We start from the raw sequence: 13541 nt of genomic DNA, 5'->3' as shown, positions 1-13541 counted from the left end.
TTTTTTATACGGAGAATATTTTTTACAAAGAGCAGGATATTGGGAAAGGCCATCTTCATCATGAACCTAAGCACACCGCTGACAATTAGGCCGGTAGTAAATCAAAAAAAATTACCTGCTTTGATGCTAAACAAAAGTTTATTGTCTTTCTTTAAATGTTAAGAAAGCCGAAAAATGTCTTTCAAATTTATTTTTTTGTTTTTTTGATACAAACCCGATATCTGCGGCGGAAAAATAGCGGAAATTAAGTATTTCTAAATAGGATATTCCTCAATTTTTAGCTAAAATCAACCTCTCAAAATCAATGACCTTGTTTACCAAAATGAGCAAAATTTTCCGGCCTGAAAATGAACCCAAAAGACTAAAAGCACTTAAGGAAAGTCTCCTTTTGGATTCCATGCGGGACTTGTCTTTTGATAATTTAACGGAACTGGCATCCGCCATCTGCGAAGTTCCTATTGCCACGGTATCGCTTGTTGATGAAAACAGGCAATGGTTCAAATCAAAGTTGGGAATAGATTTTTGCGAAACCACCCGGGATGATTCTTTTTGCCAATATACCATTTTACAGGACGGAGTTATGGAAGTAACGGATGCCAGCAAGGATCCCCGTTTTGAAAAAAGCCTGTTGGTAACCCAAGCTCCAAAAATCCGGTTCTATGCGGGCAAGACAATTTATGATCCGCAGGGCTATGCCTTGGGTTCATTATGCGTAATGGACACCCAACCAAAAAAACTCAACAATAAGCAGAAAAAAGCACTGGAGGTACTTGCCCACTCAGTCAACAACCTCATCGCATTACAGGTTAAAAAAAACAAGCTGGAAAACCTCAACCGTGAATTACACACTGCCAACAAAAACCTAGAAAATACCGCTAAAGAGCTCAAAGAGGAGCGTACCTTACTCGAGACCATCATTGACAACATTCCCATCAATGTCTATGTAAAAAACACAAGGTTTGAAAAGACGCTTCTCAATAAAGCCGAACTGCATTATCTTGGCTTGGAGGACAAACAAATGGCTTTGGGAAAAAGGGATGAGGATCTGTATGATGCCGCCACAGCCGCCTTTGCCAAGGAGGAAGACAGCAGGGTTTTAGAACACGGTGAGGAAATTCTCAACAAAGAGGTGATTCAGGAACAGAAAAGCGGAACCAAAAGATATTGTTTGATTTCCAAAATCCCCTTAAAAAATGAAAACAACGAGATCATCGGGATGGTGGGCATCTCCAATGACATCAGTGACAGAAAAAAAGCCGAGACTGCCCTGGAAGAAAAAAGTAACCGCTTAGACTACATCATCAAGGCAACAAATGCCGGAACCTGGGAATGGGACCTTCTGAATGGAAAAAAAACCTATGACAAAAGATGGGGGGAAATGGTAGGATATTCGCTGGAGGAACTGGCTGAACTTGGAGACGATATCTGGAAAAAACTATGCCACCCTGAAGACCACTTAAGAAGTCTCCAACTTCTAAAAGATCATCATGAAGGCAAAACCGAATTTTATGAAAATGAACTAAGACTCAGGCACCGGGATGGCCGTTGGATATGGGTGCAGGACAAGGGGAAGGTTTATTCCTGGGATAAAAAAGGCCAACCTCTAAAAATGTATGGTACCCATCAGGACATTTCTGAAAAAAAACAACTGGAGCTTGAATTACAGTTGAACCTGGAAAAATTCAAGAATCTTTTTGATCTCTCACCCATTGGCATATGCTTGACGGACCGGGTATCAGGCAGGTTTCTGGAAGTAAACCCTGCTTTTCTGGCCCCCTCGGGATATAGCAAAGAAGAATTATTCCGTATGCCTTATTCAGAAATAGTCCCACCGACATATGAGCAAAAAGTCCGTAAAGCGGTTCATGAATTGGAGAAAACCGGTAAATATGGTCCTTTCGAAATAAATCACATCAGAAAAGATGGAAGCCTTTATCCGGTACTGGCCCGGGGTGTCAAATTCCTTTATGAAGACAATAAATGGGCTACTTTATCGGTGGTTCAGAATATTTCTGCCCAGAAAGCCCACGAACGGGAACTGAAAGAGGCGAAGGAAGCCGCTGAAAATGCCAACAGAGCAAAATCCGATTTTCTGGCCAACATGAGCCACGAAATAAGGACACCGCTTAACGGGGTAATTGGTTTCACTGATCTTCTAATGAAAACCCCATTGTCGGAAATCCAGCTTCAATACATGAGAACCGTTTCCAATTCTGCGCATTCGCTTCTTGACCTGATCAATGATATCCTGGATTTTTCCAAAATAGAGGCTGGCAAAATGGAACTTTCAATCGATAAAACCGACCTTTTTGATTTGGGAAACCAGGTAGCAGACATTACCAAATACCAAGCCCATTCAAAGGGGCTGGAACTTTTGGTCAACCTTCCATTAAGCCTGCCACGTTATATTTATACAGATGATGTCAGGCTTCGGCAAATTCTGGTCAACCTCCTGACCAATGCCATCAAGTTTACGGAAAAAGGTGAGGTAGAATTAAAAGTCGAGTTATTGGAGACTGGTGTTGCAGCAGATGACCAGACAGCGTTCCGCTTTTCCGTAAAAGATACGGGAATAGGAATTCCCCATGATAAACAGCAAAAGATTTTTGAGGCATTTTCACAAGAAGATGCCAGCACTTCCCGGAAATTCGGAGGCACCGGCCTGGGATTGACCATATCCAACCGATTGTTGGAATTAATGGACAGCAAACTTCAGTTAAAAAGCGAACCGGATAAAGGAAGCCTTTTCTTTTTTGACATCAGCTTAAAGACAGAAAAAGGTCCGGTGGAAAAATGGCCGGAAGAAGACAAAATCAAACATGTGTTGGTGGTGGACGACAACCGCGCCAACAGAGAACTTCTGGAGGAGATCCTTTCGTCCAAAAACATTCAATGCAGCCATGCAAAAAACGGGTATGAGGGTGTTCAGAAAATTGAAGAAGACAGCAGTATCGACCTGATTTTGATGGATCTACGGATGCCATTTCTGGATGGAATAGAGACAACGGAAAAAATCAGAAAACTGAAAGACAACATCGGGGCACGTGTCCCGGTCGTATTGCTTTCGAGCTCCGGTGATGACTATCAAAATGCCCAAAAGCTGAATGACCTGGGGATTTATAACAAACTGACAAAGCCTCTCCGGGTCAATCAACTGCTGTCCGTTTTTGCCCGGATCGGCAACCCCCAGCAACAACCGGATTTGCCGGTATTGGAAGAGGAAGTTGATAATAGGAATATTTTGGCAGAGAAGGATTACACCATTTTAGTGGCTGAAGACAATCCGATCAACATGAAGCTTACCAAAATCATATTGTCCAAAGTAAGCCCCGCCTTCAGGATAGTGGAAGCTGACAACGGCCTTACCGCCTATGAATACGTGATCCGGAAAAGACCAGATCTGATTTTGATGGATGTGCAAATGCCGATTATGAATGGCTATGAGGCGGCCAAAGCGATCCGAAATCTCGAAAATGGGAAAGACATCCCGATCATCGCTTTAACGGCAGGCACCTTACTGGGAGAACGGGAACGGTGTCTCGAGGCCGGAATGAACGAATACATGACAAAGCCGCTTGTTCAGCAAAATCTGACCGAAACGATTACCAGATGGCTACTTCCTGAAATACTTGCGGAAAAAAAGGGGGTTTTAGAAGAAATCCTGTCAGATTTTGACAGAAAGCATTTCGACAAAAACCACCTTCTCAGTTTGTTTGACGGGGACAAAATGATCTGTAACGAACTGATGAAGCTGGCCCAAACCACATTTTCAGAAAGCAGGGACAAACTCCTTGCAGCCATACAAAATAAAGATAAACAGTCTATACTGAATATCAGCCACCGCCTTAAAGGTTCGGCAGCCACTGCCGGCTTCTTCATATTGCTGCCTCTTACAGATCAGATGGAAAGCCTGGATAAAGAAAAAGAAGAAGAATTATATAAGCTTGCCGGCAAAATCAAAGAGGAATTGGATTATCTACTTGATAATTTCCAAAACCTTCTGGAATGAAGGCGACAGCGGTGACAAGACATGGCAATGGATAGGAAACTTCACCAAAACGACGGCATGCTATCGGATAAAAACTGCCTTTTCTTTCCTGCTACCACAGTCGGACCGCAGCGCCCCCGGCCCCCCTTTTCCGGTCTTATTACAAAAAACTTCGGTCCAGCGTTTCTTTTTTTAATTTTTTACATAAATCCTGAGTTAATGCATTTTTTGTTACCTTTGTTTCTCAAATTCTATGACAAACCACCAATAAAAAACGAGATATCCATTATGCCCGAGACCAAAATTTTCTCAGGTTCAAGCACACCTATTCTTGCTGAAAAAATAGCAAAAAGTTATGGTCAATCATTAGGCAAGCTTACCATCACCAAATTCAGTGACGGGGAAATATCGCCGAGTTTTGATGAATCCATAAGGGGCTGCAACGTTTTTCTTATCCAGAGTACCAATCCCACAGCAGACAATCTATTGGAGCTATGCCTGATGATAGATGCCGCCAAAAGGGCCAGTGCCTACAAGGTCTGTGCGGTCATCCCTTATTTCGGTTATGCGCGCCAGGACAGAAAAGACCGCCCCAGGGTCAGCATTGCCGCCAAACTGGTGGCCAATATCCTGACTTCTGCCGGTGCGGACAGGATCATGACCTGCGACCTGCATGCCGGCCAGATACAGGGATTTTTCGATATTCCTTTGGATCATTTAAACGGTTCGGCTATCTTTGTGCCCTATTTGAAAAGCTTGGAACTGGGTGACCTGCTGTTTGCTTCCCCGGATGTGGGGGGAGTGGGAAGAGCGAGGGCTTATGCCAAGTATTTTGAAGCAGATATGGTGGTCTGTGATAAGCACAGAAAAAGGGCCAATGAAGTGGCTTCCATGCAGGTAATCGGCGAAGTGGGGGACAAGGATGTTGTGCTGGTGGATGACCTTGTAGACACCGCCGGGACCATCTGTAAGGCAGCCCAGATTATCCTGGAAAAAGGGGCCAATTCAGTGAGAGCCATTTCCACTCATGGGGTGTTGTCCGGAAAAGCCTATGAAAACATTGAAAATTCAGTATTGTCGGAATTGGTTATCACCGATACCATTCCCTTAAAGCAGGAATCTTCAAAAATCAAGGTGTTGTCAGTAGCCGATCTTTTCGGCAAAGCCATCCATGCGGTGACTGAAAATGACTCCATCAGTGCCTTGTTTATTTAAGAAATTCAATCTAAACAAATTATAAACACATGAAATCATTAGAGATTATAGGGTTTAAAAGAGCAAATCTCGACAAAAGAGAATTGGATGAAATCCGGGACAATGGCAATGTGCCTTGCGTGGTCTACGGACCCGGCATAAAAGAACAAATCCATTTCCATTCACCGGCCATCCTGTTCAGGGACTTGATTTATACGCCGGACGTTCACATGGTCGAACTCAATGTTGAAGGCACGATAGTCAAAGCCATCCTGAGAGAGGCCCAGTTTCACCCAGTGAGTGAAGTGCTTCTACATGCTGATTTCCTCGCATTCAGCGAAGACAAACCTATCAAAATGGAAATTCCGGTGAAAATCCAAGGATCTTCTCCAGGCATGATGAAAGGTGGTAAACTTGAAATCAAATCCAGAACACTGTTGGTAAAAGGTTTGGCCAAAGACCTGCCTGATTTTATCCCGGTAGACATTTCCAAACTTGACCTGGGAAAATCCATAAAGGTAAGCGAGCTGAATGTGAAGGATTTTGAAATCCTCAATAGTCCTAATGTGACCATTGCTACGATTGGTATTCCAAGGGCATTGAGAGGTAAAAAAGCAGGTGAAGATGAAGAGGTTTGATTTTAACCGACACTTTATAATATGAAATCCTATCCTGCCCCGGAATTGCCGTGGCAGGATTTTTTCTTTACTGACATGCCGATTAACCCATTGCTTGAAAAATGAAATTTCTGATAGCCGGATTAGGAAACATTGGTCCTGAATATGAACTTACCAGGCACAATGCGGGCTTCCTGACGCTCGACCGACTGGCGGACAACAAAGGGCTTCAGTGGGAAAGTAACCGACTGGCCTTTATCTCAGCATATAAACACAAAGGAAGACAGCTCCATCTGATCAAACCTACCACTTACATGAACCTGAGTGGGAAAGCCGTTAATTACTGGTTGAAGGAACTGAAAATTCCAAAGGAAAACCTGCTGGTCATCACGGATGATATCGCCCTGCCCTTCGGAAAACTCAGGATGAGAGGCAAAGGCTCCTCAGCGGGCCACAATGGGCTCAAAAGTATTGAGGATATGACAGGCGGCCAAAACTATGCGAGGCTGCGTTTTGGAATTGGGGACCATTTTCCCAAAGGCCGACAGGTGGAATATGTCTTGGGCCGTTGGTCACAGCCTGAAATCGATGGTTTGCCCGAAGTGATGGACCGTGCTATAGAAATGACCGAGGCTTTTTGCACCATCGGATTACAGCAAACCATGAACCATTATAATCAATAACACCATGCCTGATATCAACCTGGGCCTACAGATTGTGCCCAAAAGCAAGACACTGGATGCGTATGCATTGGTAGACAAAGCCATTGAAGTGATTGCCTCCTCAGGGGTAAAATTCACAGTTACACCCTTCGAAACGGTAATGGAAGGTCCCGAAGATAAGTTGATGTCCATTGCCAAAAGAGCCCAGCAAGCCGTGCTGGATGCAGGAGCAGAGGAAATCCTGGTGTATTACCGCTTGCATATACGCAACAACCGGGACGTAACCATGGAAGAGAAAACCTCCAAATACCGATAGGTCAGGGACCCTTATTATTAACCCGCTACATAGTTCATTTTTTTTGTTATTTTTTACATATTTAGTACATTAATTGCTTACATGACTTTTCTTTAATACCAATGAAATAACCAACTGCCGCCATGACCACTTCAACAGGTATAAAATCGCTCTTAAGATGGTTTGGTGGATTGATTTGTTTTTTTGCGACTTTTTCCCCTGCAATATCCCAAAATATACCTGTGAGCTTTCCAATGATCAATGAATACCTGAGACGCGAGCAGGTGATCGGTGAGAAGGGAACGGATCTTAGTTTCAATTACCGCCCCATCACGCTCAACAAGGCTTTGGATTCGCTGGCATTTATCAAAGAGGACGGTATATTGGAACGTTTTGGCAAACCGCTGACTAAAAAGAACAGCCTCCTTCAATTCAATCTGCTTCCCCTCCAGGCCACGCAGGTATATAATGCAGCTTATCCCTACGGATGGGGTGACGGCCCTGTCTTACCCGCCAGAGGATTCCAACATCTTCTGGAAGTGGGCTTGCATGCTTCAGTGGGCATATTGAGTGTCCAGTTGTATCCTCAGTTTTTCCATGCCCAAAATCTTCCCTTTCAGGAATATGATGAAAGTCTGCCGACCGACTATTTTTGGGCGATCAGTCTGTTTGTGACACAGATCGACAGGCCTATCAGACACGGCACCCGTTCCATCACCCAAGTTCTGCCCGGAAATTCACATGTAAAATTGAATTTCGGGTCGTTTGCTGCCGGTATTTCCACAGAAAACATATGGTGGGGGCCGGGACAAAATCATGCCTTGGTTCTTAGCGATAATGCAGCCGGTTTTCCCCATGTCACCCTGAATACCACCCGGCCTGCGAAAACTTTCATAGGCAATTGGGAGGGGCAATATTTTATGGGAAGGCTTGATGGATCGGGCTACCCCTTTTTCAGTGATGGAGCCTATCAGCATCTATTCTCCCCATACAGGGATGATTGGAGATATATTACCGGCATTTCGATAAGTTACGCGCCAAAATGGCTGGTGGGCCTCTCCTTAGGCTTTACGAGAAGCTTTATGATGTACAGCGAAACACTGAGAGACGGCGGTTTTTATACTTGGTTTCCGCTGCTAGAAGGCCTGCGGAAAGAAAAAATCGGGTTAATGGAATCCCACCTCAGTGAAACGGATCAGCATTTGTCAGTTTTTGCCAGATGGGTTATTCCTGAAGCCAAAGCCGAAATTTACGGGGAACTCATGCGCACCGATCATCCCCTGAACTGGCGGGATCTTTTTCTGAATCCCGAGCATGCCAGGGGATACATTCTGGGTTTCAGTAAGTACTTCCCGCTTTCTGAAAAAGACCTGTTATCAGTCAAAATGGAAATGACACAAACGGAAAACAGCATCGGCAGTCTGGTGAGATGGGGCGAGAAAGGGGGCAGTTACCATAGCGGATTGGGACTGTATGAAAATTTTCAGGTCAGACACGGGCTCACCCATCGGGGGCAGGTTCTCGGATCCGGTCTGGGACACAGCGGCAACTTGACCCTAATGGAGATCAGCAAAATCAACGGATTGAACAAGCTGGGCCTCACATTGGAACGCTGGGCACGGGACACCCACTTCCACAACTTCCCCAAAGCCAATGGATTGGACGTACTCCGTTGGGTAGACCTCGGCCTTGGAGCCGTATTTGACCGGCAGTTTCACCACTTGCTTCTCTCCGCAAACGCCAAATTCATCCAAGGACATAACTACAATTATGCCGTCCAGGAAAGCAACAGTTTAGGGGATTTTGGAAAAAGAAAAGCCAATTTTCACTCCAGGGTCAAAATCGCTTATCTGTTTTAACCAAAGCCGCTTTTTAGAATATCAGGTCCTGCTGGGTTTTAATCTTTCAGCCGGATGAAAACCGTTTTGTCTTTATTTCCCAACACAATGGCTGCTTTCTCAAAAGAAGGGGGTCCCATCGTCCCCATGACGTTATTGGAAAAGCCATACCTATCCCTTGGAATGCCAAAAAGCCCTTTTCTCATTTTTCCGTCTCCATCATGATCATGGAATACCGCAACGGCATAACTTCCCGGAAGCAGCTTTTCCACGCTTACCCGTGCCCTACCCTCTTTAATAGGCAAAGAAAAAGCAGACCGTGCCCATTCAGGTTGGTCAGGGAAACCTTTTTCATTATCAAAAAGAAGCACCCTGATCACCCCCTCATCCGATACGGCATCCGTCACCACGATATCCAATGTAGAATACCCCGAATACCCTACCATAACCATCACTATTAAAGCCAGCCAGTTCATCTTAAATTCTTCTTGGTCTCCAACCTGTTTATTTTTTGGGAAGGCGTCATGGAAAATTTTCTTACGAAAAATACCTGCTTAGGCACATGAAACCTTCCCAACATTTCGGCGGATTTTTCCAGAAAATGCCCTGCATTGGTGATATCCTCCTCCCCTTCTACAACCAGCACCAGGGCCTCACCAAGCAATTCATCCTGCATCCCGGTCAGGAAGTACCTTCTTTCAGGAAAATATTCGTGCATCAAAGGCCGAATGACGGACTCCGTTTCTTCCGGATGTATCTTGATTCCCCCTGAATTAACCACGAAATCCACCCTCCCTTTCCACACAAAGCTGTTATGGGACAACAGGTCCACCACATCCTGTGTCTGCAAGGTCCGGTTGCCTGCCATAGGGGCCTGAATGACCAGCCTGTTTTCCCCATCTACTTCCAGGTTAACCCCCGGCAACGCCCTGTAAACCAAAGGCCCCTCTGCTTTGAGGTTGGCCAAAGCCACATGGGAAACCGTTTCAGTCATTCCATACGTCTGATATACTTCTCCTTTCAATGACTTCGCCTTTTCCCTCAACACATCGGATAAAGGTGCCCCTCCTATGATCAATACCCGGATATTATCAAGCAAATGACGGGATTTTTGTTTATCCATACTGGCCTGCAACTGCATAGGCACCATGGCCACAAAATCAAAATACGGATTATCCAGGTTTTCCAAAGGCAGAGATGTCGGCGTCACCAGTAATAATTCGGCTTCCCATTCCATGGCCCTGACCAGCATCATGCGACCGGCAATCATCTCTGTATTCAGACAGCAAAGCATTCGGCAACCATGTTGTAAATTGAAAAAACCCCTTGTGGCGTTGGCACTCAGCCGCATCTGCTCTCTGCTCACCGTGATCTCCTGAGGTCTACCCGTGGATCCGGAGGTTCTTAGCACAAATTCACCTTCTCCCCTCAACCAGTCCCTGCAAAAAGCAAACACCTTTTCAAACTCACTGTCAAGGCCTTTCCAGTCACCGCCCCGGATAGCTTCAAATGAATAATTTTGTTGACCGACTTTAATTGATCCCATAATCAACAGCAAATAAAACAGAAAAATAGGCAAGGCCGCATTATCGGCGTGCTAAAATCAAAAAAATCCGACCAAGGCTGTATCTTGCAAAAAAAAAGAGTACCATGATCAATTGGAAAACTGTCAAAGAATACGAAGACATCACCTACAAAAAATGTGACGGCGTAGCCCGGATAGCGTTTAACCGTCCAAACGTCCGGAATGCGTTCCGCCCGAAAACCACCAGTGAGCTGTATGATGCATTCCTGGATGCAAGGGAAGATACCTCCATCGGTGTGGTCTTGCTGTCCGGTGAGGGTCCTTCCACAAAAGACGGTGTATACGCGTTTTGCAGCGGGGGAGACCAAAAGGCAAGAGGGCATCAGGGGTATGTTGGAGATGACGGCATGCACCGGCTAAACATCCTGGAAGTCCAGCGGCTGATCCGCTTTATGCCAAAGGTAGTGATTGCGGTGGTGCCTGGGTGGGCAGTCGGCGGAGGCCACAGCCTGCATGTGGTATGCGATCTCACTCTTGCCAGTAAAGAACATGCGGTCTTCAAACAAACCGATGCCGATGTGACCAGTTTTGATGGGGGCTATGGCTCCGCCTATCTTGCCAAAATGGTAGGTCAGAAGCGGGCAAGGGAAATTTTCTTCCTGGGAAGAAACTACTCGGCCCAGGATGCTTACGAAATGGGAATGGTCAATGCAGTTATCCCCCATGCCGAACTGGAAGGCACGGCCTATCAATGGGCACAGGAAATCCTGGAAAAATCCCCAACTTCCATCAAAATGCTGAAATTTGCTTTTAACCTTACCGATGATGGCATGGTGGGACAGCAGGTATTTGCCGGAGAAGCTACCAGATTGGCCTATATGACCGAGGAGGCAAAAGAGGGAAGAGATGCTTTTCTGGAAAAAAGAAAGCCAAACTTCAAAAACATCAAGTGGATCCCATAAAAAACCAACCCCAACCCATGGGGCTTTCCCAGGGGTTGGAGTTTCAGGCATCTTCCTTTTATTTTAAACTTGAGTTTCTAAGAACCTCCCAAAAAGCCGTCTATCGTCACTGCGAAGCCTTTTTAGGGGGTTGGAGGGCTGGAAAAAGGGTGCGGCAGTCTCCTTCCGTAAGGGAATTCCCAGGGCTCCACCACACAAACCACCCTTAGCGCCTCGGAATAGCTTGTCCTGGACACCTTCGGGAACGGCTTTTCTACAAAAACGTCCCCGAACCCACGTTAGTTTAAGCGGTACCTGTCTAGTATCGACCGGGTGACTGGCTTTAGCCCTTTGCTAACAGCACCTCCTCCATCGTAGAAATAGGTTGGACCGGTGATGTGCATATCCTTTCCTTCCAAAACCTCCAATGCTCCAGCGGTTTTGTCACAGACGGACAACGGCTGATTATTCACCTATTAAATGTTTTTGGGATTCCCAATCAGCGGCACTGTCTACATCCGGGAGTTCCGGCAGACAGCCATATTCAAGTTGATTGTTTTTTAATTTCTCCACCGTCAATGCAAATACCTGGTCAGTACTCCAAGGAATGTCCTCAAACAGTCCGTCAATGACCTTTTTCATCCCGATAAGATAATACCCCCCATCTATTGCAGGACCTATTACTACATCATTCACATCCAGCAGGGTATACGCATCTTCAATGATACTGTCTGTCAATGCCGCACAATCTGTCCCGATGATGATGGTCTTTTTGTACCCCTTGGCAAAACTGTGATCAAAGGCATTTTTCATCCTGTAACCAAGATCTCCCTCAGCCTGGACATAACAATGATAACCAGCATAGCCAACCTTCTCCTGTGTCGAAACCTGATCTGAGAGAAACAATAATTTGTCTGCTTTTACTTTGGAAGACTGCACATGGGTATGTTTTACCAGCTTCCGGTAAATTTCAAGCGCGGCCTCTTCCCCCATCGTTTCCGCAAGTCTGGTTTTCACCGTTCCTTTGATCAGGTTTTTCTGAAAGATAATCAAAGCTTTACTCTCCGGCCTCTTCATGGGGCAGTGGCTCCCCCACAGCTGCTTCCTCCCCCCGCCGTGCATCCAAAACAGTGCTGTTTGACCATGATATTCCTGTTGGACAAAGTCTCCTGGTTCCATTCTGAAATATGCCGGTTTCCCGGGACATCGACCTTCATCTCCAACATCTGGTTAAAATCACAGTCATACAGATAGCCGTCCCATCCCACGGAAACCGTATTCCTGCACATGACATTTTCTGCCGCCGTGGGATTGAAAGCACCGATCAGTTTTTCCATGTATTCATCAAAATTGCCGCTTCGCAGCAGATAATCCAAAAACCTGCTGATGGGGAGATTGGTAATCGCAAAGAGCGAATTAAAGGTTATGCCATATAATTTGGCTAATTTCTTTTTGAACTCCGCTTCCAGCGCCGCCTGGGACGGCGGCAGAAAGGCCCCAGAAGCATTATACACAAGATTCAATACCAAGCCGGAGCCCTCCACACCATATCCCACCTCATTGAGCATTTTTAAGGCCTCGATGGATTTGCTGAAAACCCCTTCCCCTCTTTGAGAGTCTGTCTTCATCGCTGTATAATAGGGCAAAGAGCTCACCACTTCCACATCATGTTCTTTATAGAACCGGGGAAGATCTTTGTATTTTGGATTGGCCAAAATAATGGTAAGGTTACACCTGACTATGATTTTTATGCGCCTATCGATTTTTCTTATGGCTGCAACGAACCACCGGAAATCAGGATTCATCTCAGGGGCGCCGCCGGTGAGATCTACACAGTTGATGCGGTATTTTTGGATCACATGAAGGCATTGCGTCATCGTTTCCCGGCTCATAATTTCCTGCCGGTCAGGCCCCGCATCCACATGACAATGCTTACATACCTGGTTACACATCTTACCCAAATTGATCTGTAGAATCTCAATCCGGATAGGTTTTAAGGGAAACAGCCCGCATGTGTCCAGCTTTTTGGCAAAGGCAATTCCCTCCGTACCGGTAGGGGTTCGGGCTTCCAGTACTTCAAGTTCGTATTGCGAATCCGCTAATCTGCTTTTTTGGGCTTTAAGTGATTTCATTACATGGATAGTTCTTTTGCTCTGTTCATCATCTGGGTGGCATGCACCAAAGATGCGCCGCCTCTAATGGCAGCAGCCACGTGCACAGCCTCCATCATTTGCTCTTCATCACAACCTTTTTCCATCGTGTCGGTAGTATAGGCATCTATGCAGTAGGGACATTGAATGGCATGGGCTACGGCCAAAGCTATCAAGGATTTTTCCCGGGCCGTGAGGGCCCCCTCCTGAAAAACCTCTCCGTAATAATCAAAAAATTTGTCCGCCAGCGGCTTTTGGAATTCTTCAATTTTTCCGAATTTCTTTAAATCTTCCGCGTTATAGTAAGTTTTCATATCGTAAGGGTTTAGTA

Annotated in this window: 13 protein-coding genes; 7 read left to right on the top strand and 6 right to left on the bottom strand. The window is 45.6% G+C overall.

Features of this window, described 5'->3' with window-relative positions; all coding sequences use genetic code 11:
- Positions 1 to 322 precede the first annotated feature (322 nt).
- The 6 genes from ACFPFU_RS23320 to ACFPFU_RS23295 all read left to right on the top strand — a co-directional run bounded on the left by ACFPFU_RS23320 (position 323) and on the right by ACFPFU_RS23295 (position 8615).
- Entirely contained in the window at positions 323 to 4009 is a 3687-nt protein-coding gene (locus tag ACFPFU_RS23320) for a response regulator (RefSeq protein WP_377068714.1), read from the top strand.
- 267 nt (positions 4010 to 4276) lie between these two features.
- Positions 4277 to 5203, top strand: a complete 927-nt coding sequence (locus ACFPFU_RS23315) for a ribose-phosphate pyrophosphokinase (RefSeq protein WP_377068712.1) — start codon at positions 4277 to 4279, stop codon at positions 5201 to 5203.
- A 29-nt stretch (positions 5204 to 5232) separates the two neighbouring features.
- The gene (locus ACFPFU_RS23310) at positions 5233 to 5820 is read left to right on the top strand and encodes a 50S ribosomal protein L25/general stress protein Ctc (RefSeq protein ID WP_377068710.1); all 588 of its coding nucleotides are present in this window, start codon (positions 5233 to 5235) and stop codon (positions 5818 to 5820) included.
- Positions 5821 to 5921: 101 nt separating this feature from the next.
- Positions 5922 to 6482, top strand: a complete 561-nt coding sequence (gene pth / locus ACFPFU_RS23305; RefSeq protein ID WP_377068708.1) for an aminoacyl-tRNA hydrolase — start codon at positions 5922 to 5924, stop codon at positions 6480 to 6482.
- Between the two features lie 4 nt (positions 6483 to 6486).
- The gene (locus tag ACFPFU_RS23300) at positions 6487 to 6777 is read left to right on the top strand and encodes a thiamine-binding protein (protein WP_377068706.1); all 291 of its coding nucleotides are present in this window, start codon (positions 6487 to 6489) and stop codon (positions 6775 to 6777) included.
- Positions 6778 to 6899: 122 nt separating this feature from the next.
- Positions 6900 to 8615 carry a capsule assembly Wzi family protein gene (locus ACFPFU_RS23295; protein WP_377068704.1) on the top strand — a complete coding sequence of 572 codons (1716 nt, stop codon included), beginning with the start codon at positions 6900 to 6902 and terminating at the stop codon, positions 8613 to 8615.
- 38 nt (positions 8616 to 8653) lie between these two features.
- On the opposite strand, the gene ACFPFU_RS23290 is transcribed toward ACFPFU_RS23295, so the two are convergent.
- Positions 8654 to 9070, bottom strand: a complete 417-nt coding sequence (locus ACFPFU_RS23290) for a DUF2141 domain-containing protein (protein WP_377068702.1) — start codon at positions 9068 to 9070, stop codon at positions 8654 to 8656.
- Positions 9067 to 10140 (bottom strand): AMP-binding protein, encoded by a 1074-nt coding sequence (locus ACFPFU_RS23285; RefSeq protein WP_377068700.1) that lies wholly within the window; start codon positions 10138 to 10140, stop codon positions 9067 to 9069. The genes ACFPFU_RS23290 and ACFPFU_RS23285 overlap by 4 nt, the downstream gene beginning before the upstream one ends.
- 104 nt (positions 10141 to 10244) lie before the next feature.
- Here ACFPFU_RS23285 and ACFPFU_RS23280 point away from each other — a divergent pair, with 104 nt between their 5' ends.
- Positions 10245 to 11081, top strand: coding sequence for a 1,4-dihydroxy-2-naphthoyl-CoA synthase (locus ACFPFU_RS23280; protein ID WP_377068698.1), 837 nt, complete (start codon positions 10245 to 10247; stop codon positions 11079 to 11081).
- 278 nt (positions 11082 to 11359) lie between these two features.
- Here the strand turns inward: ACFPFU_RS23280 and ACFPFU_RS23275 are convergent, their stop codons facing one another.
- Genes ACFPFU_RS23275 through ACFPFU_RS23260 form a run of 4 tightly spaced genes read right to left on the bottom strand, consistent with a single transcriptional unit; the run spans position 11360 to position 13524 of the window.
- Entirely contained in the window at positions 11360 to 11533 is a 174-nt protein-coding gene (locus tag ACFPFU_RS23275) for a hypothetical protein (protein WP_377068696.1), read from the bottom strand.
- A complete protein-coding gene (locus ACFPFU_RS23270) occupies positions 11526 to 12137 on the bottom strand; it encodes a TIGR04282 family arsenosugar biosynthesis glycosyltransferase (RefSeq protein ID WP_377068694.1) in 612 nt (203 codons plus the stop codon). The genes ACFPFU_RS23275 and ACFPFU_RS23270 overlap by 8 nt, the downstream gene beginning before the upstream one ends.
- Complete coding sequence (arsS, locus tag ACFPFU_RS23265; protein WP_377068692.1) at positions 12134 to 13192, bottom strand: arsenosugar biosynthesis radical SAM (seleno)protein ArsS; 1059 nt, start codon at positions 13190 to 13192, stop codon at positions 12134 to 12136. Before arsS ends, ACFPFU_RS23270 begins: the two co-directional genes overlap by 4 nt.
- Positions 13192 to 13524 carry an arsenosugar biosynthesis-associated peroxidase-like protein gene (locus tag ACFPFU_RS23260; protein ID WP_377068690.1) on the bottom strand — a complete coding sequence of 111 codons (333 nt, stop codon included), beginning with the start codon at positions 13522 to 13524 and terminating at the stop codon, positions 13192 to 13194. Before ACFPFU_RS23260 ends, arsS begins: the two co-directional genes overlap by 1 nt.
- Between the last annotated feature and the right edge of the window lie 17 nt (positions 13525 to 13541).

Origin of the sequence: Negadavirga shengliensis (genome assembly GCF_042652345.1) — a bacterium.
Lineage (GTDB): Bacteria > Bacteroidota > Bacteroidia > Cytophagales > Cyclobacteriaceae > Negadavirga > Negadavirga shengliensis.
The sequence above is the reverse complement of the archived record's forward strand: the minus strand, read 5'-3'. Positions and strand labels throughout refer to the sequence as shown.

Excerpts from the sequence above, each read along its gene's own strand:
- ACFPFU_RS23320 (WP_377068714.1), top strand. The coding sequence starts at position 323 with ATGAGCAAAATTTTCCGGCCTGAAAATGAACCCAAAAGACTAAAAGCA.
- ACFPFU_RS23315 (WP_377068712.1), top strand. The coding sequence starts at position 4,277 with ATGCCCGAGACCAAAATTTTCTCAGGTTCAAGCACACCTATTCTTGCT.
- ACFPFU_RS23310 (WP_377068710.1), top strand. The coding sequence starts at position 5,233 with ATGAAATCATTAGAGATTATAGGGTTTAAAAGAGCAAATCTCGACAAA.
- pth (WP_377068708.1), top strand. The coding sequence starts at position 5,922 with ATGAAATTTCTGATAGCCGGATTAGGAAACATTGGTCCTGAATATGAA.
- ACFPFU_RS23300 (WP_377068706.1), top strand. The coding sequence starts at position 6,487 with ATGCCTGATATCAACCTGGGCCTACAGATTGTGCCCAAAAGCAAGACA.
- ACFPFU_RS23295 (WP_377068704.1), top strand. The coding sequence starts at position 6,900 with ATGACCACTTCAACAGGTATAAAATCGCTCTTAAGATGGTTTGGTGGA.
- ACFPFU_RS23290 (WP_377068702.1), bottom strand. The coding sequence starts at position 9,070 with ATGAACTGGCTGGCTTTAATAGTGATGGTTATGGTAGGGTATTCGGGG.
- ACFPFU_RS23285 (WP_377068700.1), bottom strand. The coding sequence starts at position 10,140 with ATGGGATCAATTAAAGTCGGTCAACAAAATTATTCATTTGAAGCTATC.
- ACFPFU_RS23280 (WP_377068698.1), top strand. The coding sequence starts at position 10,245 with ATGATCAATTGGAAAACTGTCAAAGAATACGAAGACATCACCTACAAA.
- ACFPFU_RS23270 (WP_377068694.1), bottom strand. The coding sequence starts at position 12,137 with ATGAAGAGGCCGGAGAGTAAAGCTTTGATTATCTTTCAGAAAAACCTG.
- arsS (WP_377068692.1), bottom strand. The coding sequence starts at position 13,192 with ATGAAATCACTTAAAGCCCAAAAAAGCAGATTAGCGGATTCGCAATAC.
- ACFPFU_RS23260 (WP_377068690.1), bottom strand. The coding sequence starts at position 13,524 with ATGAAAACTTACTATAACGCGGAAGATTTAAAGAAATTCGGAAAAATT.